Origin of the sequence: Actinomyces wuliandei (assembly GCF_004010955.1) — a bacterium.
GTDB classification, from domain to species: Bacteria; Actinomycetota; Actinomycetes; order Actinomycetales; family Actinomycetaceae; genus Actinomyces; species Actinomyces wuliandei.
Window position 1 is genome coordinate 601,553 of the sequence record NZ_CP025227.1, and the last position, 26,250, is coordinate 627,802.

19 protein-coding genes are annotated in these 26,250 nt (G+C 70.7%); 15 read left to right on the forward strand and 4 right to left on the reverse strand.

Translation table 11 applies throughout. The features are described 5' to 3' along the window. Positions 1-14 precede the first annotated feature (14 nt). Positions 15-1,307, reverse strand: a complete 1,293-nt coding sequence (locus CWS50_RS02420; protein ID WP_164860053.1) for an LCP family protein — start codon at positions 1,305-1,307, stop codon at positions 15-17. Positions 1,308-1,425: 118 nt separating this feature from the next. Between CWS50_RS02420 and CWS50_RS02425 the strand changes: the two genes are divergently transcribed. Beyond that, positions 1,426-2,442, forward strand: coding sequence for a glycosyltransferase (locus tag CWS50_RS02425; protein WP_127841516.1), 1,017 nt, complete (start codon positions 1,426-1,428; stop codon positions 2,440-2,442). Between the two features lie 21 nt (positions 2,443-2,463). On the opposite strand, the gene CWS50_RS02430 is transcribed toward CWS50_RS02425, so the two are convergent. Together CWS50_RS02430 and CWS50_RS02435 are read right to left on the reverse strand one after the other, a co-directional pair. Continuing rightward, positions 2,464-2,862, reverse strand: coding sequence for a DUF2304 domain-containing protein (locus CWS50_RS02430; RefSeq protein ID WP_127841517.1), 399 nt, complete (start codon positions 2,860-2,862; stop codon positions 2,464-2,466). A gap of 29 nt (positions 2,863-2,891) precedes the next feature. After that, positions 2,892-3,620, reverse strand: coding sequence for a glycosyltransferase family 2 protein (locus tag CWS50_RS02435; RefSeq protein ID WP_127841518.1), 729 nt, complete (start codon positions 3,618-3,620; stop codon positions 2,892-2,894). 156 nt (positions 3,621-3,776) lie between these two features. Here CWS50_RS02435 and CWS50_RS02440 point away from each other — a divergent pair, with 156 nt between their 5' ends. From CWS50_RS02440 to CWS50_RS02450, 3 genes are read left to right on the forward strand one after another with little or no spacing between them, the layout of a single operon-like run. Further along, on the forward strand, positions 3,777-4,424 hold the full coding sequence (locus CWS50_RS02440) for an acyltransferase (protein ID WP_127841519.1): 648 nt from the start codon (positions 3,777-3,779) through the stop codon (positions 4,422-4,424). Further along, a complete protein-coding gene (locus CWS50_RS02445; protein ID WP_127841520.1) occupies positions 4,424-5,545 on the forward strand; it encodes a DegT/DnrJ/EryC1/StrS family aminotransferase in 1,122 nt (373 codons plus the stop codon). The genes CWS50_RS02440 and CWS50_RS02445 overlap by 1 nt, the downstream gene beginning before the upstream one ends. Before the next feature lies 1 nt (position 5,546). Next, the gene (locus CWS50_RS02450; RefSeq protein ID WP_127841521.1) at positions 5,547-6,572 is read left to right on the forward strand and encodes a Gfo/Idh/MocA family protein; all 1,026 of its coding nucleotides are present in this window, start codon (positions 5,547-5,549) and stop codon (positions 6,570-6,572) included. Positions 6,573-6,752: 180 nt separating this feature from the next. On the opposite strand, the gene wecB is transcribed toward CWS50_RS02450, so the two are convergent. Then, a complete protein-coding gene (gene wecB, locus CWS50_RS02455; RefSeq protein WP_127841522.1) occupies positions 6,753-7,838 on the reverse strand; it encodes a non-hydrolyzing UDP-N-acetylglucosamine 2-epimerase in 1,086 nt (361 codons plus the stop codon). 144 nt (positions 7,839-7,982) lie between these two features. Between wecB and CWS50_RS02460 the strand changes: the two genes are divergently transcribed. The 11 genes from CWS50_RS02460 (at position 7,983) to CWS50_RS02510 (ending at position 26,121) form a co-directional block, all read left to right on the forward strand. After that, the gene (locus CWS50_RS02460; RefSeq protein ID WP_127841523.1) at positions 7,983-9,113 is read left to right on the forward strand and encodes a glycosyltransferase family 4 protein; all 1,131 of its coding nucleotides are present in this window, start codon (positions 7,983-7,985) and stop codon (positions 9,111-9,113) included. Between the two features lie 86 nt (positions 9,114-9,199). Next, complete coding sequence (locus CWS50_RS02465) at positions 9,200-9,511, forward strand: hypothetical protein (RefSeq protein WP_127841524.1); 312 nt, start codon at positions 9,200-9,202, stop codon at positions 9,509-9,511. A 133-nt stretch (positions 9,512-9,644) separates the two neighbouring features. Next, positions 9,645-10,433 (forward strand): hypothetical protein, encoded by a 789-nt coding sequence (locus tag CWS50_RS02470; RefSeq protein ID WP_127841525.1) that lies wholly within the window; start codon positions 9,645-9,647, stop codon positions 10,431-10,433. Between the two features lie 84 nt (positions 10,434-10,517). Further along, on the forward strand, positions 10,518-11,750 hold the full coding sequence (locus CWS50_RS02475) for a glycosyltransferase (protein WP_243118422.1): 1,233 nt from the start codon (positions 10,518-10,520) through the stop codon (positions 11,748-11,750). Beyond that, positions 11,747-13,219, forward strand: a complete 1,473-nt coding sequence (locus tag CWS50_RS02480; RefSeq protein ID WP_127841526.1) for a glycosyltransferase — start codon at positions 11,747-11,749, stop codon at positions 13,217-13,219. The genes CWS50_RS02475 and CWS50_RS02480 overlap by 4 nt, the downstream gene beginning before the upstream one ends. A 204-nt stretch (positions 13,220-13,423) precedes the next feature. Continuing rightward, positions 13,424-14,740: a nucleotide sugar dehydrogenase gene (locus CWS50_RS02485; protein ID WP_127841527.1), complete on the forward strand. Its 1,317-nt coding sequence runs from the start codon at positions 13,424-13,426 to the stop codon at positions 14,738-14,740. A gap of 93 nt (positions 14,741-14,833) precedes the next feature. Continuing rightward, positions 14,834-16,750 carry an ABC transporter ATP-binding protein gene (locus CWS50_RS02490; RefSeq protein ID WP_127843176.1) on the forward strand — a complete coding sequence of 639 codons (1,917 nt, stop codon included), beginning with the start codon at positions 14,834-14,836 and terminating at the stop codon, positions 16,748-16,750. Beyond that, positions 16,747-19,527 (forward strand): glycosyltransferase, encoded by a 2,781-nt coding sequence (locus CWS50_RS02495; RefSeq protein WP_127841528.1) that lies wholly within the window; start codon positions 16,747-16,749, stop codon positions 19,525-19,527. The genes CWS50_RS02490 and CWS50_RS02495 overlap by 4 nt, the downstream gene beginning before the upstream one ends. A 487-nt stretch (positions 19,528-20,014) precedes the next feature. Beyond that, positions 20,015-21,736: a glycosyltransferase gene (locus tag CWS50_RS02500; RefSeq protein ID WP_127841529.1), complete on the forward strand. Its 1,722-nt coding sequence runs from the start codon at positions 20,015-20,017 to the stop codon at positions 21,734-21,736. A gap of 264 nt (positions 21,737-22,000) precedes the next feature. After that, the gene (locus CWS50_RS02505) at positions 22,001-23,932 is read left to right on the forward strand and encodes a DUF6541 family protein (protein WP_341472743.1); all 1,932 of its coding nucleotides are present in this window, start codon (positions 22,001-22,003) and stop codon (positions 23,930-23,932) included. Beyond that, positions 23,929-26,121 carry a DUF6541 family protein gene (locus CWS50_RS02510; RefSeq protein ID WP_127841531.1) on the forward strand — a complete coding sequence of 731 codons (2,193 nt, stop codon included), beginning with the start codon at positions 23,929-23,931 and terminating at the stop codon, positions 26,119-26,121. The genes CWS50_RS02505 and CWS50_RS02510 overlap by 4 nt, the downstream gene beginning before the upstream one ends. Positions 26,122-26,250 lie beyond the last annotated feature (129 nt).

Here is a 26,250-nt window from a genome sequence, read left to right on the forward strand (position 1 = left end):
CGGTCGATCCTGCCCTATCCGCACTGCTGCGCCTCGGAGGCGGCTGCTGCGGCCTGTGCCGACTGCGAGGGCTGGGCCTGGGCGTCCTGAGCCGGTGTGGCGGTCTGCGCGGGCGTGGCGGCGGAGCCCGCAGCGTCCTGCCCGTCCGTTCCGTCCGTGCTGCCAGCCGGTGTGGCGGTGCCATCATTCCCTGTTGTGTCCTCGGAGTCCTCAGAGGCGTCGGAGCCATCAGGCACCGGCTGGTCGTTGCGCAGCGCCTCCCAGACGTCGTCCGCCTCGTCGGTGGGGACCACACGGTTGGCGTCCCAGGAGGCCTCTGCGGTCGGCATCGCGACGAAGTTCATGTTGCCCATGCCGACCTGCTGGACGCTGGAGCCCAGTCCCGCCAGGGCGGTCAGACTCAGTCCCTTGGAGACAGTCAGGGCCTCCAGGACGCTGGTGGCGAAGTCGTAGAGCTCGTTGGCGCTGAGCAGGTTCTTGGACTGGGCCGCCCGCGCCATGGCACTCATGAGGTTCTGCTGACGGCTGATACGGGAGATGTCGGAGCCGTCCCCGACGCCGTGGCGCACGCGCGAGTACTGCAGGGCCGCGGCCCCGTCCAGGGTGTGGCAGCCCTTCGTCAGCTCCAGGCCGGTGTAGTCGGGGTCGGAGATCTCCTCCTCGACGTAGAGGTCGACTCCGCCTAGGGCGTCAACCATGGTGGACAGGCCGTCGAAGTCCACCACGACGAAGTCGTCGATGCGGATGTCGGTCAGCCCCTCCACGGTTCTCTGGGCGCAGGCAGCCCCTGAGACCACCGACCTGGAGTCGGTGCCGGTGCCCGCGCCGTTGGCGAAGGCGGAGTTGAACTGCCCGTCGGTGACGGCCTGCGTGGTCTGACCGTCCAGGGTGGTGCAGGAAGGGATGTCCACCAGGGTGTCGCGGGGAATGGACACGACGTCGATACGGCTGCGGTCAGCGGAGATGTGCATGATCATCGCCGTGTCCGAGCGGGCGACGGCCACGTCCTCGCTGCCCTGGGAGTTGTCGACGTTGTTGTCGCCGGAGCGGGTGTCCGACCCCAGGACCAGGAGGTTGACGGCCCGGCCCTCGTAGCTGTCCGGGAGGTCGTCGCCGGGGCGGTCCTCACCCAGGATCCCGTCAGCGTCGAAGATGCTGATGCGCGACTGCAGGTCCTGCCAGGCGAAGCCGACTCCTGAGGCCAGGAACAGGACCACGGCCAGGAGGCACAGCATGACCCGGCGCGCCAGGTGGCGGCCGAGGTCCTTTGACGAGTGCCGCGCGTGCGGCAGGACGACCTTGGGCACAGTGCGATCATAGGTGGACTCACGCTGCGCTTCTCCTCCTGAGGGAGGATCCCGGGGATGATCTTCGTCCGACCTCAGTGAGTCCTCTCACGGCTCCTGTGGCGTTAGGCTCCTGGCCGTGACCGCACCTGGAACCGCCCCCCAGCCCGCTCCGTCCCGCACCTCCGCCTCCTCGCCAGGCGGCGGGGCGGTCCGTGTCGTCACGGTCGCCTACAACCCCGGGGAGGAGCTGGACCGCTTCCTCACCTCCCTGCGCTCCGCGACCAGGCGGGAGGTCCTCACCGTCATCGCCGACAACGGTGAGGACCACGAGGTCGTCGAGGCTGCCGCCAGGACGCACGGGGCGCGGGTGGTGGGGGACGGGACCAACCGGGGCTACGGGGGCGGGGCCAACCTCGCGGCCGCCGACCTGACCGAGGACTGGGTCGTGGTGGCCAACCCGGACCTGGTCTGGAGGCCGGGCAGCCTGGACGCCCTGGTGGACGCCAGCCTGGCCAGCCCCCGCGCCGGGTGCCTGGGGCCGCGGATACTCAGTCCTGACGGCACCGTCTACCCCTCGGGACGGGCGCTGCCCTCACTGGTGGGGGGCGCGGGGCACGCCCTTCTGGGCAGGCTCTGGCCCTCCAACCCGTTCTCCACGGCCTACCACAGCCAGCCGGATAGCCAGCCGGGTCATCAGGCTGGGCGCAGGTCCGGGGGTGGCGGTCGGACGGGGGGCGCCGACGCCGACAGGGGTGCCGCCCCGGGCGGCAGGGCGGCGGACAGGGAGCTGGCGGTCAGGGAGGTGGGCTGGCTCTCTGGTGCCTGCCTGCTGCTGCCCGCTGCGGCGTGGCGACGTCTGGGTGGCTTTGACGAGAGCTACTTCATGTTCTTTGAGGACGTCGACCTCGGGCGGCGTGTGAGCGCAGCCGGGTGGGTCAACCTTCAGGTGCTGGACTGTGAGGTGGTCCATGAGCAGGGCGCGAGCTGGAAGTCCCGGCCCGAGGCCATGATTCGTGCCCACCACGCGTCGGCCCGCCGCTACATGGCTGGGCGGTACGCGGCCCCCTGGCAGGCGCCGGTGAGGTGGGCCGTCACCGGTGGCCTGCGCCTGCGCGAGGAGGTTGTCGTGAGGCAGGCGAGGCGACGGCGCTAGCCTCAGTACCTCAGTGGCGCCTCAGGTGCTGCGGGCCGGGCTCTCCGGCGCCACCCCGGGGCCGGTCGGGGAGGCGCCGGGCGGCTCCGGGGCCTGGTCCAGCGCGATCCGGCGTGCCAGGCGGGTGATCTGCCTCTCCCTGGCGGCGTTGCGCCTGAAGGCCGACAGGACCTGGGCGAGAAAGGCTACGACCAGGGCGTAGAGCAGCAGGTCGGCGCCACGTCCAACCCCCACCATGTTTGCGACCCGGGTCATGAGGGACGGAGTGACGATCGCCACGACGGCGAACAGCACGAAGGCGAGTGTGACCAGGCGGCGGGCGGCCTGGTTCCTGGCGCCGCCAGGAGTGCGCAGCATCATCCAGCCGACGGCCGCCACGGCCAGGATGAGAAGGGACTGGATGATGATCTGGGGGTACATGGTGCCGCGTCCTCTGCAGGGTCAGGCGCTCAGGAGAAGAGCAGGTCGACGAGGATGTTGACGGAGTTCCACAGGGACTGGCCCTTGGCCCGGGAGTACTCCGTGTAGGTGATGGTGACGGGGAACTCCCGCCACGGCAGCGACATGGTGCCAATCTGGCGCACGATCTGGCTGGCGTGGGCCATGCGGTTCTGGGTGAGGTCGATGCGGGCCAGGGCGTCGCGGCGCAGGACCCGCAGCCCGTTGTGGGCGTCGGTCAGGCGCATCCCCGAGGTCCGCGAGCCCACCAGCGCCGCGGTGCGCAGGATGAGCCGCCGCACCAGGCCCACCGAGGAGGAGCCTGTCAGAAACCGCGAGCCCAGGACGACAGCAAGGTCCTCCTCCCGGGCGGCACGGACCATCGCGGCCGCGTCGGCCACGGAGTGCTGGCCGTCGGCGTCGAAGGTCACCGCGTAGGCGGCGTCAGTGCGCTCCAGGAGGTAGCTGAAGCCCGTCTGGAGCGCGGCGCCCTGGCCCAGGTTGATGGGGTGCCGCACGACCACGGCCCCTGCGGCCTCGGCCTCGTCTGCGGAGGCGTCTGCGGAGCCGTCGTCCACGACCACCACGAGGGGGAAGACGCGGCGCGCCTGGGTGATGACCTCACGCACGACCGGGGCCTCGTTGAACAGGGGGATGACAAGCCAGGCGTCGGTGACCGGGGCTGCTGCCGGAAGGTCCTGCGCCGGTGCGGTCCGGCTGGCGGTGTCGTAGGGGGTCACTGCTGCATTCTTGCATGCCTGCACCCATGCCTATGAAGATACGGCCCGGACATGCTTAGGATGGGCACCGGTCACCCGGGCGGCCGTACCTGTGCCGTGCGGGCAGCCCGGACACTACCTGCAGCCTTCAGGCTGCCGTCTCAGCAAGGAGCCGCCGTGGCAACACGTATCGCCCCCTCCGCCGACGTCTCCGAGGAGGCGACGATCGGTGAGGGGTCAAGCATCTGGCACCTGGCCCAGGTCCGCGAGAACGCCGTCCTCGGTGAGGGCTGCGTCGTGGGGAGGGGGGCCTACATCGGTGAGGGCGTGACCATGGGCGCCCACTGCAAGGTCCAGAACTACGCCCTTGTCTACGAGCCTGCTGTCCTGGCCGACGGTGTCTTCATCGGCCCCGCCGTGACGCTGACCAACGACCACTTCCCACGGGCGGTCAACCCGGACGGGTCGGTGAAGTCGGCCAGCGACTGGGAGCCCGTGGGGGTCACCGTGGAGGAGGGGGCCGCTATCGGCGCGCGTGCCGTGTGCGTGGCCCCGGTGCGTGTCGGTGCCTGGGCTACCGTGGCCGCAGGTGCTGTCGTGACCAGGGACGTCCCAGCCCATGCCCTTGTGGCCGGCGTGCCTGCCCGCCGGGTCGGCTGGGTGGGACGTGCCGGGCAGCCGCTGGTGCGTGTGGACCCTGCCGACGTCCCCGGCTCCGACCTCCCTGGTGGGACCTGCTCCCGGGACGCCGTCCTGTGGCGCTGCCCCGCCACCCAAGCCCTGTACGAAGAGTCCGACAACACTATTCGAGAGGTCAGCCACTGATGCCACGCGAGTTCATCCCTGCCGCCAAGCCGCTTATCGGTCAGGAGGAGCGTGATGCCGTTGACGCCGTCATCGCCTCTGGCATGGTGGTCCAGGGTCCCCAGGTCAAGGCCTTCGAGGAGGAGTTCACGGCCCAGGTGACACCTGGGGCGGAGTCGGTGGCCGTCAACTCCGGCACCTCCGCCCAGCACGTGGCTACCCTGGCCAGCAGGCTGCCCGAGGGCGCGGAGGTGATCGTGCCCTCCTTCACCTTTGCCGCCACTGGCAACTCGGTCGCCGTCGCGGGTGCCACTCCGGTCTTTGCCGACATCGACCCGGTCACCTTCACCCTGGACCCTGCCTCGGTGGAGGCGGCCGTCACCGAGCGCACCGCTGCTATCGAGGTGGTCCACCTCTACGGCCTGCCCGCCAACATGCCAGAGATCATGGCGATCGCCCACCGCCACGGCCTGCAGGTCTTTGAGGACGCCGCCCAGGCGCACGCAGCGGCCATCGACGGCACGCCCGTAGGGACCTTCGGGGCGTGGGGCTCCTTCTCCTTCTACCCGACCAAGAACATGACCAGCATTGAGGGCGGGATGGTGACCACCTCGGACCCCGAGCTGGCCCGTCGCTGCCGACTGATCCGTAACCAGGGCATGGAGAAGCAGTACGCCAACGAGGTGGTGGGGCTCAACAACCGCATGACCGACGTGTCGGCGGCTGTCGGCCGGGTCCAGCTGACCAGGCTCGCGCAGTGGACCGCCGCCCGCCAGGCCAACGCGGCGGCCCTGAACCAGGGGCTGTCAGGAGTGGACGGGGTGGTGACCCCGTACGTGCCTGAGGGCTACACCCACGTCTACCACCAGTACACCATCCGCCTGGAGGGGGCCGAGGCTGTGGAGCGGGACCGCGTCCAGGCGGTCCTGCGCGAGGAGTGGCAGGTGGGGACCGGCGTCTACTACCCGATCCCCAACCACAGGCTGGAGTCCCTGGCCCCCTACGCCCCGGGGCTGGAGCTGCCGGGGACGGAGAAGGCGGCCCGTGAGTGCCTGTCCCTGCCGGTCCACCCTTCGCTGACCGAGGACGACCTCGCCCGCGTCGTGGAGGCCGTGAGCGCCACCGTGAAGGCTGGTGCCTGAGATGACTGCGACGAGCGGTGCAGCGACCACTGACACTGAGCAGGCCCCCCTGCGTGTCGGTCTTATCGGCCTGGGCTCCATGGGCCGTCACCACGCCCGGGTCATCCGGGCCACGGAGGGGATGGACCTCGTGGCCGTGGCTGACCCTGGGGGCGACCGCTTCGGTGCCGCTGGGGACCTGCCGGTCCTGGACAGCGTCCAGGCGCTCATCAGCGTCGGCCTGGACGCCGCCATGGTGGCTGTCCCCACTGTCTTCCACGAGGAGGTGGCCCTGGCCCTGGCCGAGGCGGGGGTCCACACGATGGTGGAGAAGCCCATCGCCCACGACGCCGCCGCCGGCCGTCGCGTGGCCCAGGAGTTCTCCTCCCGCAGGCTGGTGGGAGCTGTGGGCTACGTGGAGCGCTGCAACCCCGCCCTGCGGGCGCTGCGGGAGCGGCTTGACCGCGGCGACCTGGGAGAGGTCTACCAGGTGATCACCCGGCGGCAGGGCCCCTTCCCGGCCCGGATCAGCGACGTGGGCGTGGTCAAGGACCTGGCGACGCACGACATCGACCTGACGGCCTGGGTGGCGGGGGCGCCCTACGCGCAGATCAGCGCCCAGGTGGCCCACCGCTCAGGCCGGGAGACCGAGGACATGGTGGTGGCAACCGGTCGGTTGACCAACGGTGTCATCGTGTGCCACGAGGTCAACTGGCTCACACCCTTCAAGGAGCGGCTGACGATCGTCACCGGGGAGAAGGGCTCTTTCGTGGCGGACACCCTGACCGGCGACCTGACCTTCTACGCCAACGGCACCGTCCCCTCGACCTGGGACCAGGTGGCGGCCTTCCGTGGGGTCAGCGAGGGTGACGTCATCCGCTACGCCATCGCCAAGCGTGAGCCCCTGGCCGTGGAGCAGGAGGCCTTCCGCGACGCGGTGCGGGGCACCGGCTCCAGACACGTCACCATGGACGAGGGGGTAGCCACCCTCAACGTCGTCGAGGCGGTCCTGGCCTCGGCGGAGAGCGGCCAGGTCATCGCGCTGTGAGGCTGTCGCTGTGACGCTGCCTGCGGGCTGAGGCGTCGTCCCCGGCCGCAGCTGCAAGGTTGGCCCGCCAGTCCGGGGCTAGGGGGCTACGACGGTGCTGCGTGTCGGGGCCGTACCCGCTGGGCGCGGCCCCGACGTCGCGGGTCGGCGCGTGTCAGGTGCGTCGGCACCCGCTGCGCGTCAGGCCCTCTCCAGCAGCGCCTCGACCACCCGCTGGGCGGCGTGACCGTCCCCGTAGGGGTGGGCCTGGTCCGGGGTCGGCTCTGCCGGGCGCGGGCGCGAGCTCGCCGCGACCAGGTCTGGTCCCGGCTCGACCAGCACGTTCCACCCCAGCTCCACGGTCTCCACCCACTCGGTCTGCGGACGGACGGTGGTACAGGGAACCCGCAGGAGGAAGGCCTCCTTCTGCAGCCCGCCGGAGTCGGTCACCACCCCGCGCGCGTGCAGGGCGGAGGCGATCAGCTCGGGATAGGCCAGCGGGGGGTGTGCCATCAGGGAGCCGCGCGCGCCCTGTGCTGGCAGGTCCAGGCCGTGGTCGGTGCACCTGGCTGCCAGACGTGGGTGCGCCAGGAGCACCACCGGGTGGTCCAGGCTGGCCAGGGAGTCGAGCACGCTGGCCAGGCGCTCGGGGTCGTCGGTGTTCTCCGCCCGGTGGATCGTCGCCAGGGAGTACTCCCCGTCCTCCAGGCCGAGCCGGGTCATGACCGGGGAGGGGTCGTCGGCCACGCGGTCACGCACCTGGAGGAGCACGTCGGTCATGACGTCGCCCACCACCACGGTGCGGTCGGCGAGCCCCTCGGCTGCCAGGTGGTCGGCGCCCACCGCTGTGGGGGTCAGCAGCAGGTCGGCCGCGTGGTCGGTCACGACCCGGTTGACCTCCTCAGGCATGGAGCGGTTGAAGGAGCGCAGGCCTGCCTCCAGGTGGGCGACGGGGACGTGCAGCTTGGCGGCGGACAGGGCTCCAGCCAGGGTGGAGTTGGTGTCCCCGTAGACCAGGACCCAGTCGGGGCGCTGGGACTCGATGGCCTCGTCCATGGCCGCCAGCATCGCCCCGGTCTGGCGGCCATGGGTGCCTGAACCCACCCCCAGGTGCACGTCGGGCGAGGCGATCCCCAGGTCGGTGAAGAAGACGTCGGAGAGCATCGGGTCGTAGTGCTGGCCGGTGTGGACGATCCGGTGGTCGACGCCCGCCGCGCGGAAGGCGGCGTCGACAGGAGCAAGCTTGACGAACTGGGGCCGGGCCCCGACCACGGAGAGGACACGCATGGGACCAGGGTATCGGCACGCGTGCGGGCCGGACGCCGACTGCTTCGGGAGCCACGCAGCAGGAGCCACGCAGGGTGGCAGGTCCAGTGTCGCGTCGTGGCGCCCTGTCGTGCTCCTGGGGCCGCCTCGCCCTACAGTAGCCCCATGCGCGTGACCGTCGTGACAACCTGGCTGCCTACCGCCGTCGCTCCCTCCTCCGGCTCCTTCGTGGTCAGGGACTGCCGCGCGATCGCCCGGGCGGGCCAGGAGGTGCGCATCATCCACCTCGTGCCGCCCCACCAGGACGACGGCACCCGGCGCGTCACCGTTGAGGGGCTGCCCGTGGTCCGCGTGCCCATGCGGCCTGCCAGCCCCGCCTCGGTCGCCAAGGCGGCGGCTGCCCTGCCACGGCTGGTCGAGGGCGCCGACGTCATGCACTCCATGGCCATGAGCTCCCTGCTGCCACTGACCCTCCTGGACTCGGCCGGGGCGCTGACCGCGCCGTGGGTCCACACCGAGCACTGGTCCGGCCTGACCAACCCCGGCACGCTCAGCCTGCCGCTGAGGGCGGGGCGGGTCCTGGTCTCCTCGGCCCTGCGCCGTCCCGACGTCGTCACGGCAGTGTGCGAGTACCTCGCCGCCCCGGTCCGAGCCTGCCGGGCGGAGGCCCCCGTGGTCGTGGTCCCCTGTATCGTGGACCCCCAGGGGGAGCCCGTGCCGCGCCGGGGGGAGCGTCCGGGCGGGGCCTCGGACGGGACCCTGCGCCTGGTGAGCGTGGGCGGACTGGTGGAGCGCAAGGACCCTCTGGCCTGCCTGGAGGTCCTCGCCGAGCTCGTGTCCCGGGGGGTGGAGGCCACCATGACCTTTGTGGGGGAGGGGCCGCTGCGGGCTGCGGTCGAGGCCCAGGCCGCCCGGCCTGACCTCGCCGGGCGGGTGCGTCTGACCGGTACGCTGGACGCCGCCGGGGTGCGTGAGGAGCTGGCCCAGGCCGACATGTTCCTCGGTCCCACCAGGGGGGACAACTTCTTCGTCTCCGCTGCCGAGGCCATCGTCGCGGGGCGCCCCGTCGTGGTCTCCGACGCCGGGGGGCAGACGGAGTACGTGGAGGAGGGCAACGGCAGCGTCGTGGCGGCGGGGGCGGCTCCCGCCGCCTGGGCCGACGCCGTGGTGGAGACCCGTGGCCGGCTGGCGGGCGCCAGCGCCGCTGACGTCTCCGCCACGATCGGTGAGCGCTTCTCCACACCCGTGGTCGGGGCTGCCTACCGGGCCGTCCACGAGTGGGTCGTGGGGTCCTGAGGCGGCAGGAGCCTGTGCGCTCCTGCTACACTGCAAGGTAGCCGGGATGTCCCCCGGGGGTGACCAGTTAGAATTTAGGGGAGGCCATGGCGAGGAAGTACCAGGCTGCCACGTATCTCGGTCTCGCTCAGGGGCAGGATCTTGACGCTGCTGCAGACCTGCTGCGTGATACTGCTCGTCGGCTTGAGGAGCAGCGGCCTGACGTCGATGTCGTCGAGATCCGCAAGGCGCCGACCCTGCACTCCGTCCGGGTAGAGCTGGTCGTTGAGGCAGAGGGCTTTGCTGCGGCAGCCGAGGTCGCCGAGTCCTTCATGAACGGTGCTGTTGTCAGCCTCTCCGGCAGAGTGGATCTGACGGTAGCCAAGGACAAGAGACGCCTCGCGTACGCGACCGCCTGAGCCGCCCGTCATGGTTACGGGCAGGCGCACACCCAGGGAGTGGATGGTCCTCCTCAGACGGAGTTGGCCAACCCTGGGCCAAGGGGCCGGTGCGATCCTGCTCGGTATCTGGTCCGTTCAGACGGAGCCGCTCTTGTTCCTGCCCGGTTACACCTTTCTGGTTGTCGGTGCTGGCATGTCAGTCGTGTCGCTGGTCTGGGGAGTCCTCGCAGGGGCTCGTCACGACGACCTTCGGAAGGAGATCCGGTGGTCCGAGGAGCGGGAGAAACAGTACCACCAGATGATTGGCGCTGTTATGAAGGTTCAGGCGCACCGTCTGTTGCGTCTTCTGGTGCTGGAGAGCGATTCGGGCGGGCGCGAGGACGTGCTGCTCTCGGCGTCACGCGTTACCTTCTACTACTGTTATGACAGTCGGCTCTACGCGGTAGCGCGATTCTCTCGGAACTTGGAGTTGGACAGACCAGGGAGGCTCTCGTATCCTCCCGGCGAGGGGTGTATTGGATTCGCTTACACCAAGGGGCGTGTCGCGTTTGAGCGCTTTCCGTCTGACGATGAGGAATGGGTGAGGTATAACGTGAGCGCTTACGGGATCAGCAAGCACGAGTGCCGGGGAATGGCAATGAAGAGTCGCGCCATGCTGGCTGTGCGCATGGAGCACGCTGACCGCCCAATGGGGGCGGTTGCCGTCGAGACTCTTGATGAAAACTTTATTGACGAGTCCCTTGTTGACCGGGTCAATGGTGGTGAAGACACAGTCGTGCGGTGGGCGATAGAGACGGCGTCCGCAGTCATGGACTCGATGAAGGACGACATCGAGCGGTGGATCGCTGGGCGGGGCGCCGGCGTCCACCATGAGGGGCCAGCCGGGCCAGGGGCATCGCGGTCCTCGCAGTCGCCCGGCTCGCCCGCGCTGCTCCTCTGACGTACTGTCTGCCTTACTGCCTGCCCGGCGGCCCCGCCGCCGCTGGCCGTCGTCGAAACCAGCCGGGAGGAGCGGAGGAGCACTGTGCAGGACTACCGGGAGGTGCCAGAGGGCCGCGCCCGTCCCCTCATGATCTTTCACGCCCCCTACCCGCTGGTGGAGCGGGCGGCGGCCTCTCGCCTGCGGCCAGTGCGTATGCGCGAGGCCTTTGAGGCCCTCGGCTTCGAGGTGGTGACCGTCGCGGGCTACGCCTCGCAGCGGCGGCGTGCGATGAGGCGTGCGCTGCTCCGGGTAGACCAGTACCTGTCCGCGCGTGGGCACCTGCCTGGTGACGCGCCGGCACCGCCCTTCCTCTACTCGGAGAACGCGACCATCCCCAGCGCGTTGACCGAGCCGCGCCACCTGCCGGTGCACCCCCGGCTCGACACAGGGCTCTTCTCCCGGCTCCTGCGTCGCGGCGTGGCAGTAGGTTCCTTCTACCGAGACCTGTACTGGCGCTTCCCCCGGTTCCGCGAGGGGATCCACCCGGCAGTGGACAACGCGCTGAAAGCGGCCTACACCGCCGAGCTGTGGTCCTGGAGGCGGCTAGGAGTGCAGGTCTACCTGCCCAGCCAGGCGATGGCACCCCACCTGCCAGTGATCCGGCCGGACCGCATCAAGGCGCTGCCCCCCGGGGCCGACCCTCAGGCTGTGTCCCAGGTGTCGCGGCCCCGGCCCGGCAGCCTGGAGCTCCTCTTCATCGGTGTCCTGGGGGACAACTACATCCTGGACGCCGTGGCCAAGGCCGTGGGCCAGGTGCCCCAGGCCCGGCTCACCCTGTGCGTGCGCCAGGAGACCTGGCAGGCCACGGCGGAGCACTACCTCCCCCTCCTGCCCCCGGGCCGCCACGAGGTCGTCCACACCGAGCGGGAGGGCCTGGAGCCCCTCTACGAGAGGGCCAGCCTGGGTGTGCTCCTGGTGGAGCCCAGCCCCTACTGGGACTTCGCCGTGCCCTACAAGCTCTACGAGTACCTGGCCCACGAGCTGCCGGTGGTGGCCACCGCCGGTACCGAGACCGGGCGGATCGTCGAGGAGCTGGGGATCGGCTGGACCCTGCCCTACAGTCCTGAGGCCCTGGCTGCCCTGCTGCGTCGTCTTGCCGACAACCCCGGGGAGAGGCTGGCCGTCCAGGAGCGGATGCGTCAGGTCCTGGACGGCCAGACCTGGCGGGCCCGGGCGCGACAGGTCGCCGCTGACCTGTCCCCGCGCAGCCTGGATCTTCTCGACAGCCTTGACGGCAAGGAGAGCGACGGCAAGAAGAGTAAGGAGAAGGTATGACTCTTGTCATCGGTCTTCTCGGTGTGATCGATCGGGGGCTGAGGGGAGGTGCCCTCAGGGCGTGCGCTGCTGGTCCTCGGCCAGTGGCGCGCCGTGGGGGAGTGCTGCTGGCCTCGCGTATCCACCTTCCTGAGGCCGCTGCCGCCTCCTTCCGGCTCGACGGGGTTGAGCGCGCCCTGGCGGGCAGGGGGGTGCCGGTGCGGGTACTGACCACCACACCCCCCCGGGCCGGGGCCGCAGGCCCTTCGCCAACGGGCCTGCCTTCAGGGTCTTCTCAGGCCCCCGAGCCTCTTCAGGCCGGGGCGGCCGGTAGCCAGGAGCCCGCTGGGAACCAGGGCGGCGGGGCGCTCGGCTCCGCCCCTGCTAGAGTGGCTGACACTCCTGCTCCCCCCGACCCTCAGGGTGTTACTGTCTCGCGCTGGCCCGCCCTGCGGGACCGCTCGGGCTACCTGCGCGGCTACCTGCCCTACATGTCCTTCGACATGCCTCTGCTGCTGCGTGCCCTCACCGCGCCCCGCCCCGACGTGGTCCTGGTGGAGCCGCCTCCGACGACTGGTGCGGTGGTGCGCCTGGTCGCCGCCCTGCGCCGCCTGCCCTACGTCTGGTACGCCCCGGACGTGTGGTCGGCCGCAGCCGCCTCCACCGGTGCGCCAGGGCTCGTGGTCCGGGCGGTGCGTGCCCTGGAGTCCTTCGCTGTGAAGGGAGCCAGCAGCGTCGTCGCCGTCAACGAGGACGTGGCGCAGGCGGTGCGTGACCTGGGTGCCCGGCAGGTCAGGGTCGTGCTCAACGGTATCGACACCTCGGTGTTCAGTGCTGACGGTCCCGCCCCGACCTCCCAGGAGAAGGAGGAGCTGGGGATCACCGGCCCCTACTTCGTCTACGCGGGGACCGCCTCGGAGTGGCAGGGAGCAGGTGTGTTTGCCCAGGCCGTGGCCCGGGTGCGCTCCGTGCACCCCACGGCCCAGGTCCTCTTCCTGGGGCAGGGCTCCGACTGGGAGGCCATCAGCGAGACGGCCGCGACGATCCCGGTCGGCCTGGACGGCGCCCCGGCTGTGGTCATGCACCCTCTCATGCCGCCGGCCCAGGCCGCCCGCTGGCAGCGGGGTGCCGTGGCCTGCCTGGTGTCGATCAGGCCCGGGCTGGGCTACGACTTTGCCTATCCGACAAAGGTGCTGGCCGCCCTGTCGTGCGGCACGCCGGTGCTCTACGCCGGCCGGGGGCCGGTGGTCGAGGACGTGGCTGGTCACGACCTGGGGTGGGCCTGCGACCACGAGCCCCAGGCGGTGGCCTCGGCCATGGCCGAGGCGCTGGAGGAGGACGCGCGCCTGGCGGCCGGACCAGACCGGGACGGGAGAGCCCGTCGCCTGCACCGCTGGGTGGAGGAGCACCGCTCGATGTCAGCCACCGGTCGTGCTGTGGCTGATCTTCTGCGCACCGTGGTCCTGGACGCGCGGCGCCTGTCGCGCTGACCGGCCCGCTCTGCCGCCCGGAAGGCCGGACAGCCCCGGACGGCCCCCGACAGTCCGGGACACCCCTGGCCTGCTCGGGTCGGCCAGCCTCGGGGAGTATGTCCTTCCTCATCGGGAGGACGGGTGCCCCCACCGGGAGGAGGCGGCTATTCTTGACGGGACCTGCCTGCTGTCTGGCAGACGTTGAGAGGAAGGAACCCGCGCATGCGCATCGCCGTCGTCGCCCTGGGCAAGATCGGTCTGCCCCTGGCCGTCCAGTACGCTGAGAAGGGCCATGAGGTGATCGGGGTTGACGTCAACCCCGCGACTGTCGAGGCCGTCAACGCGGGTCGCGAGCCCTTCCCCGGAGAGGCGCACCTGGCTGAGAAGCTGGCCGCCCTCAGCCCGGCTACCGGCTCGGGCGCCCTGCGTGCCACCACCGACTACGCGCAGGCCGTTCCTGGTGCGCAGGCGGTCGTCCTGGTGGTGCCGCTCTTCGTGGACGACGCCACCTGGGAGCCTGACTTCGCCTGGATGGACGCAGCGACGGCCTCCCTGTCCGAGCACCTGACTCCCGGCACCCTCATCTCCTACGAGACCACTCTTCCGGTAGGGACCCTGCGCGGCCGGTGGAAGCCCATGATCGAGAGGATCTCCGGGCTGTCCGAGGGCCGGGACTTCCACCTCGTCTTCAGCCCCGAGCGAGTGCTGACCGGGCGGGTCTTCGCCGACCTGCGCCGCTACCCCAAGCTGGTGGGAGGGCTCACCGAGGACGGAACGCGTGCCGGTATCAGCTTCTACGAGCAGGTGCTGGACTTTGACGAGCGTGACGACCTGCCTCGCCCTAACGGAGTGTGGGACATGGGCACTGCCGAGGCCGCTGAGATGGCCAAGCTGGCGGAGACCACCTACCGCGACGTCAACATCGGCCTGGCCAACCAGTTCGCGGTCTACGCGGACAAGGCGGGCTTTGACGTCGAGAAGGTCATTGAGGCCTGCAACTCCCAGCCCTACTCCCACATCCACCGGCCCGGTATCGCGGTGGGCGGGCACTGCATCCCCGTCTACCCACGCCTGTACCTGTCCACCGACCCCGACGCCTCGGTCGTGCGCACGGCACGGACCTTCAACGCCACCATGCCCCGCTACGTGGTGGACCGGGCGACCGAGGTCCTCGGCTCGCTGGAGGGGCTGCGCGCGGTGGTCCTGGGCGCCTCCTACCGTGGCGGGGTCAAGGAGACGGCCTTCTCCGGGGTCTTCCCCACGGTCGAGGCACTGCGTGAGGCCGGCGCCGAGGTCAGCGTCCAGGACCCGATGTACACAGACGAGGAGCTGTCCGCCTTCGGCTGGACCCCCTACCACCTGGGGGAGCCGACGGACGTGGTCATCGTCCAGGCTGACCACGCGCAGTACCGGGACCTCTCCCCGGCAGACCTTCCCGGCACCAGGCTCCTGCTCGACGGGCGGCGCGCCACGGACCCTGCCCGGTGGGCTGGCACGCCCCGCCTGACGATCGGCGGTGGGGAGCGCACGGGGCAGTAGTCCAGCCCCGCTGGCACGGCGTGGAGCTTGGCTCTGCCCACACTCTGGCCGCAGGCCGAGGACGCCCGTGCCAGCTAGACTCACGGCGTGAGCATGCTGCTGGGTACCGTCAGAGACCTCCTGGGCGTCCTGCCTCCAGGGGCCAAGAGATTCATCCTCACGTTCGCGGGGTTGTTCTCCGCGCTGGCTCTCCTGGACGTGGCGGCCATGGGGCTGCTGGCTCTCCTGCTGACACCGCTCATGTCCGGGACCAGCATGACTGTCCCCCTGCTGGGAGTGACTGTCCCTCCCAGCATGCTGGTCTGGCTCCTGGTGGTGGTCTGCGTGCTCTACGTGACCAAGGGGCTGCTGGCGATCATCCTCCAGCGCGTCTCCACCAGGCGCTTCGCCAGCTTTGAGCAGGACCTGGGTGCCCAGCTGCTGGACTCCTTCTTCTACGCGCCCTGGGCCGACCGCCTCAAGCGCCACTCCACGGACCTGGTCCGCTCCACCGACGTGGGTGTGGCCTCCACGGTCTCCGGTGTTCTCATCCCCTTCACCCAGCTTGCTGGTGAGATCTGCACCTTTGTCGCGGTCATGGCAGTCCTGTTCGTGTCGCGCCCGGTCATGGCTGCGGTCACGGTGGTCTACTTCCTTCTGGTTGCCGTCATCATGTACCTGTGGGTCCTGCGACGGGCCTTTGCCGCAGGGCAGGACAACCGCGCCTACTCCGTCAAGGCTGTGCGGCTGGTCACCGAGATGGTCCACTCGCTCAAGGAGATTACCCTGCGGGACAAGGCCGCCGAGCTGGAGCGCGTGGTGCTGGCTGAGCGCAGCCGCGCCTCCCACGCCCGTGCGGACCAGGCCTTCCTGGGGGCGGTCCCGCGCTACATGCTGGAGATGGCCCTGATCGGGGGGCTCGTCATCGCTGCGGTCATGGGATTCATGCAGGGTGGTCAGGGTGAGGCGCTGTCCTCCCTGGCGCTCTTTGGCGTCTGCGGCTTCCGCATCGTGCCCTCTATCACTCGTTTCCAGACGATCATGGGGCAGACCGGCTCCAACATCCCCCACGCCGAGCGGGTCCTCGCCGAGATCGAGGAGGGCCGGGCCAACCGGGAGCGCCACGCCGAGATGAGCGCCGGTGCCGACCTGCCGCAGGGTGCTCGCGCCCTCGTCGTCGACGACGTCACCTTCAGCTACGCGGACTCCGAGGAGCCTGCGGTGAGGAACATCTCCCTGACCCTGCCCTTCGGCTCCTCCATGGCGCTGGTGGGTGCCTCCGGATCGGGCAAGTCCACCCTGGTGGACATCATCCTGGGGTTGCAGGAGCCCTCCTCGGGGACGCTGCGGGTCGACGACGTCCCTCTCAGCGACGTCCTGCGCTCCTGGCGCTCCCGCGTGGGCTACGTCCCCCAGGAAGTCTCCTTGTTCGACTCCACTGTCGCCCACAACGTGGCCCTGTCCTGGGACACCGACTCTATCGACGAGGACCGTGTCCGCCGCGCCCTGGAGCGGGCACAGCTCCTCGACGTCATTGAGGAGCGGCCAGGGGGCATCTGGGCGGAGGTCGGCGAGGGCGGCATGAAGCTGTCCGGGGGCCAGCGCCAGCGTCTGGGGATCGCCCGGGCACTGTACTCCGAGCCTCTTGTCCTCATCATGGACGAGGCTACCTCCGCCCTGGACACCGCTACCGAGGCCGCGGTGACCGAGGCCGTCGCGGGGCTCTCAGGCGAGGTGACCGTCATCGTCGTCGCCCACCGCCTGGCTACGATCCGTCACAGCGACCAGGTCTGCTTCATGCGGGATGCTGAGCTCGTGGCCTGTGGCACCTTTGACGAGGTCGTGGCCTCCGCCCCGGACTTCGCCCAGCAGGCGGCGCTGGCCGGACTGCTGGACAACGGCTCCACCGGTACGGTGGGATCGGTGAGTCCAGGCCGGTCGGCGTCCGCCGTGCCATCCGCTGTGCCGGACGACGTCGCTGTGTCCGCCGCTGTCTCGGAACCGGGTCACGCCCAGGAGGAGAACGTATGAACCGCCAGACCGGATCGGCACCGGCCAGCCTGCGCCTGCCTACCCGGGGTGGGCGGGGGCCGCGTGTGGCCATGCTTGTCTTCAACGACGCCCACAACGACTCGCGGGTGCTCAAGGAGGCCGCGACCCTGAGGGACGCCGGGGCGACAGTGCGCATCTTCGCCGTGTCGCGCGCCAGTGCAGGCTTCTCCGAGGGACGTGAGCCGGTCTCCTCCGGGGTGGACATCCACCGCAGCCAGGAGTTCTCCTTGGAGCGGGTGGCTCCGGGCGTGGCCCGGATGCGTTCCTGGCTGAACGGGAACAGCGTTGAGGAGGGCATTGAGGGGCAGGACGCCTCGTCGGACACAGCCGTGGGGGTGGTCGGTGCGCTGTCCGCCGCGCCGCCCGGCTCCGGGAGCGGTGCTGGTAGTGCTGATGGCAGAGGTGGTGTTCCCGAGTCCGGGACGGTGGGGCAGGAGGAGGCGTCACTCCCGTCGGGCGCGGCGGGGGCGCCGGGCACCTCCTCCCTGCTGGGCAGGGCGCGCCGGGTGCTGCGTGAGACCTCCTCCTCCGTGGTGGCCCTCCAGGCGGACATGGGTATGCGTGCCTACAAGACCCTGGCCCTGTCCACCTACTGGCTCCGTACCGCCCGTGCTGCCCTGGAGTGGTCCCCGGACGTGGTGCACGCCAACGACGGCAACACCCTCGCTCCGGCGCTGTGGATCGTGGAACGCTGTGGCGCCAGGCTCGTCTACGACGCCCACGAGCTGTGGCTGGACCGCAACGTGCGGGCTGACCGTCTTCTCGCCCCCCGGGTCGAGGCGGCTATCGAGGCTCGCGGGGTCGCGCGCGCTGACGCGGTCATCACCGTGTCCCCCTCGATCGTGCGCTGGATGGCGGAGCACTACCAGATGCCCTCGCCGCCGGTCCTGGTGCGTAACGTCCCGGTGGCCGGTCCCGCCCCGGACCGCTCCCGGGGGCGGCTGCGTGAACTCGCCGGGCTGGGGCCTGACACGCAGGTCATCGCCTACGGGGGACGCATCACCACCTCACGGGGCATTGAGGAGACGATCGCGGCGCTGCCCGCGCTCCCGGAGAGCGTCCACCTGGTCATGCTGGGCTATGGGGAGCCTGACTACCTGCCCACGCTGTGGGACCTCGCGGCCCGCCACGGAGTCACCCACCGGGTCCACCAGGTCGGGCCCGTGGCCCCCCACGAGGTCTCCGAGGCGCTGTCGGACGCGGACATCTCTGTGGTCCACGTCCGTCCCACCTGTCTGTCCTACCGCTACGCCCTGCCTAACAAGCTCTTCGAGTCGATCCGGGGGGGCGTGCCGGTGGCCGCCGCTGACCTGCCGGACATCCGCTCGGTGGTCGAGCGCCTCGGGGTCGGTGAGGTCTTCAGCGGTGAGGACCCGGCAGACCTTGCCCTGACCATTCGCCAGATCCTGGCCGACCCGCAGCGGTACCGGGACGCAGCCCTGGCGGCGGGACAGCACCTGACCTGGCAGAGCGAGAGCGTCGCCCTGCTGGGTGCCTACCGCCGGGCGCTCCTGGGACCGGCCCGGGCGCGGCTGGACAGCAGCTCCTCGGTGGGGTCCCGGCGCGCTCGGGTACTGATCCTCTCCTTCTCCCCGATCGTCTCTGACGCCCGTGTGCTCAAGCAGGTGCGCCTGCTGTCGGCCACCCACGAGGTCACCACCTGTGGCTACGGGCAGGCCCCTGAGGGCGTGGCCGCCCACGTGCAGATACCTGACGAGCTGGTCTCGTGGCGCCTGGACCGTGCCAGCCTGGTAGCCCGGCGCTTCTCCCGGGTGCAGGCGAGGCAGGAGGTCGTCTCCTGGGCGCGCAAGCACCTGCCGGTGGGAGCCTGGGACGTGGTCCTGGCCAACGACGCGGAGACCGTCCCCCTGGCCCTGTCCCTGCGTCCCCTGGGAGGTGTCCACGCCGACCTGCACGAGTACGCGCCCCGGCAGAAGGAGGGCGTGCTGCGCTGGCGGCTGTTCGTGGCTCCCTACGTACGCTGGCTGTGCCGACGCTACGTCGTCCGTGCGGACTCCGTGACCACCGTGGCCCAGGGGCTGGCGCAGGCCTACAGGCGTGAGTACGGTATACGGGCCGAGGTGGTGACTAACGCCACTCCCTACCATGACACTGCGGTGACCCCGCCCTCCCGTCCCCTGCGGCTGGTCCACTCCGGCGCGGCCCTGCCAGACCGCCACCTGGAACGCATGATCGAGGCTGTGGGGCGTACCCGTAGGGAGGTGACCTTTGACCTCTACCTCACCAGGAACGACCCCGACCTGATCGAGCGGCTGCGCCAGCAGGCAGCGCAGCTGCCGCCCGGGCGCGTGCGGGTCCTGGACCCGGTTCCCTACACCCGGCTGGTGGAGACCCTCTCGGGCTACGACGTCGGTGTCTTCTGCCTGCCGCCGGTGTCCTTCAACTACAAGCACGCCCTGCCCAACAAGCTGTTCGACTTTGTCCAGGCCCGTCTGGCCGTCGTTGTGTCCCCAAGCCCGGAGATGGCGCAGGTGGTGAGGCAGCACGGTCTGGGCGTCGTCACGGCGGACTTCTCTTCCGCCTCCCTGGCTGCGGCTCTGGACGCCCTGACCGACCAGGACGTCGCCCGGGCCAAGAGGGCGAGCGACCGGGTGGCTCACCTGCTGAGCGCCGAGCAGCAGGTAGCGGGCTGGGTGGAGGCCGTCGCGGTGCTGGAACGACGTGCTCGCGCCCAGGACCCGTCGCTGGTGCCGCCCCCCGGCCTGGCCGGGCCGGTGGAAGGGGTGGACCGATGAGAATGACCACAGCTTCCGTCAGCCAGCCCGCCGCGCTCCTAGCGGCAGTACGGTGGCGTGACACCGGCACGGCTGCCCCGCCTGAGGCGGGTCGTCCCGGTACGGTAGTAGCCCGTCGTGGTTCGAGGGTCCTGAGCGCCCGCGTGAGCGGCAGGAGGCTCGTGCCTCAGGCGCGGTACCTACGTGCGTACGTGCGGCACCGTGCAGGCTGCTCCGTGTCATGGTGCTCAGGTCCTTGCGGGAACGGATCCAGAGCGGGAGCGCCGCAAGGGGAGGAGGTCGCCGTGATGAGGACGTGCCTGACCTGCGCGTGGGCAGCGGGTCACGGTGCCGTAGTGCCCACGGCTTCCAGTCACCCCGGGCTGTTGGCCACAGACAGGGCCCCGGAGGTGCCGACGGCGCGGTCCGCCTCGTCCTGGCCCACCAGGGCGTGCTCCAAGGCCGAGGCGTACCTCGGTCCCTCCGCTGACGAGTCCAGGGGGCGCTGATGGCACGCAACGCTACTGGTCTTGTAGGCCTCATGGCCCGGGCAGCCACCACCAGGCCGGGGATGGCTGTCCTGGAGACTGTCGTGCTGGCCAGGCTCGACGTCTCGCTGCGCAGGAACGCCCTGGCGGGCGCGCTGGAGGTCGCCCGGCGGGCGCGCTTCCTGGCTGATCGTCACCGCTTCTCACAGGCGCGTCGGCTGCTGCGCCGGGCCGCTTCGCAGATGGGTGAGCGCCCTGAGGTCTCGGTGCTGCGTCTGGAGGACTGCATCATCGACCTGGACGTGGACGGCGGCGACTCACGTCGCGCCGCGACAGCCGCCCAGTACGTTCTCGACCTGGCGGACCAGGCCTGGGCGGCGGAGGAGGACGCCTGTGTGGCGGGCCTGCTCGACCTGGTGCTGCGGCTGATGTTCCACCCCCAGCTGCACTTTGGCGCCACGGACTCGGCCCTGTCGGTGGACCCCCACGGCTTTCTGGCCCCGTTACGTGCCTCCAGGGCCTTCCAGGAGGTGACGCGCCCTGTCGCCGTCGCGGCTGCCCAGCAGCGTGAGCCTGTGGTGCCGGACGGAGGAGCGGCTCTCCCGGCCACCCGGGAGCGTCCGCGCCGGGTCCTCTTCCTGTCCCTGAAGAACTGGAACTTCGTGACAGACATCATTACGGACTACGATGCCGACGAGCGGTTCGAGGTGCGGTGCCAGGACCTGGGGGACCTGCCTGTCGTTCCTGAGCAGAGCACCGTCCTGGCGCTGCGTGTGGAGCTGGCGCGTGGTCGGGGGCACCGGGTCGTGGTACCGCAGAAGGTAGCCGACGACCTCGCCTGGGCAGACACCGTCTTCGTGGAGTGGGGGAGCGCTGCCGCTGTCTGGGCCAGCCTCATGGTCCCGCTCCTGGCCCCCCGGGCCCGGCTGCTCATCCGTATCCACTCCTACGAGGCGTCTACCGCGATGCCCCAGCTCGTTGACTGGAACGCGGTCAGCGAGCTGGTGACCGTCTCCCCGGCTATCCGCAGGATGCTGGAGACGACGGTGAGGCTGCCTGGTCACGTCGTGGTCTCCACGGTCCCCAACCGGGCGCTGCTCACCCGGTTCCGCCTCCCCAAGACTGCCGGGTCGGCCAGGACGATCGCCCTGGTCGGTTGGGCCGCCCGACGCAAGGACCCTGCGTGGGCGCTCGACGTCCTGGACCTGGTGCGCCAGGAGGACCCCTCCTGGTCGCTGCTCCTGATCGGTCCCGATTTTCCTGAGGACATGTCGGAGGCTGAGGCAGCCTACGCGGAGGCGACCAGGGCCAGGATTGAGGACCTCGGCCCCTCGGTCAGGATCACCGGACGCACTGCCCAGGTCCCGGCCTTTCTCAGGGAGGCCGGGGTCATCCTGTCCTCCTCCCGTCGTGAGGGGACGCACGAAGGCTTTATTGAGGGGGCTGCGTCAGGGGCGCTGCCGGTGGTACGCAACTGGCCCGACGTCGCCCGGTGGGGAGGACCTGGCGCGCTGTTCCCCGCGCAGTGGGTGGTGGCGACACCCCAGGAGGCCGCTGCCCGCATCCTTTCCCTGTGCGACGACGAGGCCTACCGGGTGCAGCAGGCTGAGTGGATGGTCTCCCACGCGGACTGGAGCGCGGTCCGCCCCCGGTACGACGCCCTGCTCCTGGGGCAGGACCGGGAGGGGCGGCCTGACGACGGTGCTGCCGGGGTGGCCACAGGGCCGCCCGGGCACGAGTAGGCAGAACAGAACCAGGCAGAGAGGGGGACGAAGACAGCAGAGACAACAAGCAGAGACGACGAGCGTGACTGAGATGGCACAGGTGAGTTGGATACCTCGTCGATACCGTCCGCTACCACTCGTCCACGCCTGTGTCGCGGACATATGCTGGTGCGGCTGCCGTGTGGCACTGTCCTGACAGTAGTTCTCAATGTGAAGGCGTAGCTCCTGGAAACCGCGACCTGGGTCGAGGCGTGTACCGCCGCCCTCTTCGTTCTGATCGTCCTGTTCGTCCCCGGCTACCTCCTGCTGCGGGGCCTGCGGGTGCTGCGCCTGCAGGCGCTGGCAGCCGCTCCTTCGGTCGCCTCTGCGGGCATGGGGGCGCTGGTGGTCCTCTACCACCTGCTCTCCCTGCCCTGGAACACGCTGACGGCCAGCCTCGGGCTCCTGGTGCTGCTTGTGGCTGTCCTCGCCGTGACCAGGCTGGCCCGCCGACGCTGGCCAGGGGCAGAGGAGGATCCCCCGCCGAGGACCTGGTGGCCGCTTGTCGCGGCCCTGGTCCTGGCCTGCCTGCTGTCGGCGCAGGCGGTGCTGCGAGGCCTCGGCGGGATCGACACCCCGATGCAGGCCTCCGACGGGGTCTGGCACCTGAACGCGGCCACCTACGTGCGCAGCCAGGCCAACGCCTACCCGGTGGGCTCCCTCGACCCCATGTACTGGGGAGAGACGCACTACTACCCCACGGGTTGGCACGCCCTGGTAGCGGTGGTGCCAGCCTCCGTCCCGGTGGCCGCCAACGTGGTGGCCCTGCTGGGGGCCTGCGTCATCTGGCCCCTGGGGTGCGCCTCGCTCCTGTCGGCTGTTCTCCCGGTGGCCTCGCGCCGGGTTCGTGATGGGCTGCCGCTGCTGGCGGGCACCGTGGCCTCCTCCATCGCGACGGGCCCGTTCTCCATGCTGACCACCTTGTGGCCCTACGCGTGGGCGGTGTGCCTGCTGCCGGGGGCGGTGCCCCTCATCCTGGTGTGCCGCCCGCAGCGCGGTCCTGCTCCCAGGAGGACCACCACGTGGTTGCCCGGGACCGTGGCCGGTGCGCTCCTGGCCGCCCTGGGACTGGTCTTCGTCCACGGGACCTCGGTCTTCAACCTGGCTGTCATCGGCGTGCCCGCGCTGCTGCTGGTCCTCCTCCACGAGGTGCGCCGCTGCTGGCGGGCAGGCGGGCGCCTGCGCGCCGGCATGCTGGTGCTGGCAGGCGGGCTGGTTCTGGCAGTCGTCGTGGGCGCCGTCCTCTTCGCCGACCAGCTCATCATGCTGGCCCGCTTCACCCGGCCGGGTGCGATGGTGACCACGATGCTCATTGAGGCGTGGCGGGACAGCCCCATGCTCGCCAACATCTCCGACCGCTCCTTCGGGGCCACGGTGCTCACCCTGCTCGCCTGCGTCGGCCTCCTCGTCTCCCTGGTGACGCGCCGCCACCGCTGGGCCGCGCTGTGCCTGCCCCTGGTGCTGGTGCTCCTGGCTGCCTCCGTGCTCACCTGGACCCCGTTGAGCCTGCTGGCCTCGCCCTGGTACCTTCAGCGGGCCCGGATCCTGCCGCTGCTGGAGATCTCCACCCTGGTGCTGGCAGCCACCACGATCGACTGGCTCACGGGGCTGGCCCGGAGCCGCTCAGGAGCGCCACGGGCTGTCGCCGGCGTCTTGGCGCTGATCTGCTCGGTGGCACTGGTCGTCAACGCCGTCGGCCGGGCCGGGATGCACGAGAGGGTGGTTGCTGTGGCCTACCAGCCCCAGCACCTGACCTGGACAGCCATGCTCTCCCCGGGGGAGGCGGACTTCATCCGGGAGGCGGCAGGCCAGCTGCCCTCCGACGCCGTCGTCCTGGGGCAGCCGACCAACGGGTCAGCCTACTTCTGGTCGTTGACGCAGACGCCGGTGGTCTTCCCCACCCTGCGCTTCTACTCCGAGGAGGACCGGCGTTACGTGGCCGCCCGAGCCGCCTACGTCCAGGTTGACCCGGAGGTCTGCCAGGCCCTGGACCGCCTCGGGGCCCACTACTACTACTACGACGCCGACCCCACGGAGGGGGATCCCCCGGGGGGCGGCAAGGCGCCCCAGTGGCACAACCAGCTCAACCTGATACCGGATGAGGCCCTGACCCCTGTGGCCAGCGACGGTGTCCACACGCTCTACGTCATCAGCGCCTGTGGATGGAGCTCGTGAGCCTTTCTGACCTTCTCGGCACCTGTGGGCTGGCGGTCCTCTTCGCTCTCCTGCTGTGGGTCCCAGGGTGGTGCGTGAGCCGCGCGGCAGGTGTGCGCGGGTGGTCGGCGCTGGCTCTGGCCCCGGGGGTCACCGTGGCCCTGGTCGCCGTGGCCACTGTTGTGGCCCAGGTGCTCGGCTGGCGGTGGGGCACGGCCGCGCTGCCTGTCCTGGGGGCGCTGACCGCGATGCTTACCGGGCTGATGGCGGTGCTGTCACGGGTGCCGAGGGCTGCGGCCAGTCAGCTCCAGGACGGGGGGGAGGCAGGCTCCTGGTCCCGGGGACGTAGCCGCCCCAGGGCGATGGCCAGGTTGCACGGCCCTGTGCTCCTTGCTGTCCTGCTCAGCGCCGTCACCTGGGTGGCGGCCTACGGGTGGGGGGCTGTCAGCCCCCGGTGGCCCGCCCAGGCCTTTGACGCGGTCTTCCACCTCAGTGCTGTCGCCGCCGTCCGGGAAGGAGGAGACGCCTCCCTGCTGGGGGGGCTGGAGGCGCTCTACCAGGGGCAGTCCGTCTACTACCCGACACCGTGGCACGCCGTGGTCTGCCTCCTGCCTGCAGGCCCCGCCCAGGCCACGAACGCGGCGCTGCTGGGAACAGGGGCGCTCCTGTGGCCCGGCTCCCTGGCAGGGATGCTGACCGGGGCGCGGGACCTGCTGCCAGGGCCTAGGCCTGCACGTGAGTGGGGCATCGCACTGGCGGTGCTCCTGGGCGGCGGCGCCGTCGCCTTCAGCGTGCTGCTGACGTCCCTGGCCGTGTGGCCCTACGCCCTCAGCGTCGTGGCGCTGCCCGGGGTCCTGCTGGCGGTCCACCTGCTTGTCCCGGCGGCCGGTACCGTGTCCGCAGGCCCCCTGGGACCCGTGGTCCTGCCCGGGTCCCAGGGGGACGGTCTAGGGCCGGAGCGGGGCCCGTGGTGCCGTCGTCCTGGCCGCAGGGCGCTGCCCCTGGTGCTCCTGCTTCTCGTGTGCACCGTGGGAGCGGTGGCGGCTCACGGCGTTGCCGTGTTCAACGTGATAGTCCTGGGAGCAGGGTGGTTCCCCGCCGTGTGGCAGGTGGCCACGGCCCGGGTCCGTGCCCGTGGCTGGGTGGCTGCCATCGCGGTGGCGGCAACCTTGGGGGGGCTGTGGGTCGTGCGCCGTCCGCTGGCCGGTGTCCTGGGCTACTCCCGTCCTGACGGCGGCTGGGCGGGCCTGGTCGCGACGCTGGGGCAGGCCCTGGCGGACCTGCCCGCCTACGGGAGGGTCTGGGGCTGGACCTCCCTCCTGGGGCTGGTCACGGCGTCGTTGACCCTCCTGGGCGCGTGGCTGGCCTGGCAGCAGCCGACAGCGCGCTCTTGGCTCCGGGCATGGGTGATGGCACTGGTGCTGACGGTCATGGTCGGGGGACCGTCCTGGTGGGGGCGTCAGCTGGGAGCACCCTGGTACCTGCAGAAGGCCCGGCTGGTCCCGCTGGTGCTCCTGCCTGCGCTGGTCCTGAGCGCGCTGGCCTGCTCCTACCTGCTGACACGGCTGCGGACCGCCAGGCAGCAGCGCCGCCTCGGTGGCCGGGACGGCGGCCACCTTGCTGACCGGGACGGTGACCGGTCTGGTGGCCGGCCTGGCTGGCTCCGCGCCTTCCGGCGCGTGCTGCCAGGTGCTGCCGCTGCCGTGCTGGTCGTGGTGCTCGCCGGGGGCAGGCTCCCTCTGCAGCGGGACCTGGTCGCTAGTGTCCATGATCCTGAGCAGGTCCAGTACGGGACTCTCGTCACGGCCAGGGAGATCGGTTTTATTCAGGAGGCGTCCTCACTGCTTCCGCCTGACGCGGTGGTTGTGGGGCCACCCTCGCGGGGAGCCTCAATGCTGTGGGCTCTCGGTGGTGTCCAGGTGGTCTACCCCTCCCGCTCCAGGCCGCTGGTCCACAGCAGTGAGCACCGGCTTGCGGAGGCCTGGCCTGGTCTGGAGGACGGGACCGGGAGGCAGGAGGTGTGCGGGCTGCTGGGGGAGCTCGGGGCCTTCTACCTGTACACGGACCTCTCCCGTGACGCGGAGGGGGCTCGTCACGGGCAGCCCCCCTACCGCTGGGACGTCGGGTTCGCCCAGGTTCCCCTGGAGGACATCGAGCCCGTGGCCAGCGACGGCGACTACGCCCTGTGGCGCATCACCGCCTGCGACTAGCGCTGCTGCGCAGGCCGGGCGGCTGCTTCCGGGGGCACTGAGTTCCCGGGTTCTCGAGGCGAGCGTCAGCAACATCTCGGCATACCGGTGGTACAGGCCTGCCTGTCCCCGCGCCGCTGGGCTAGCCTA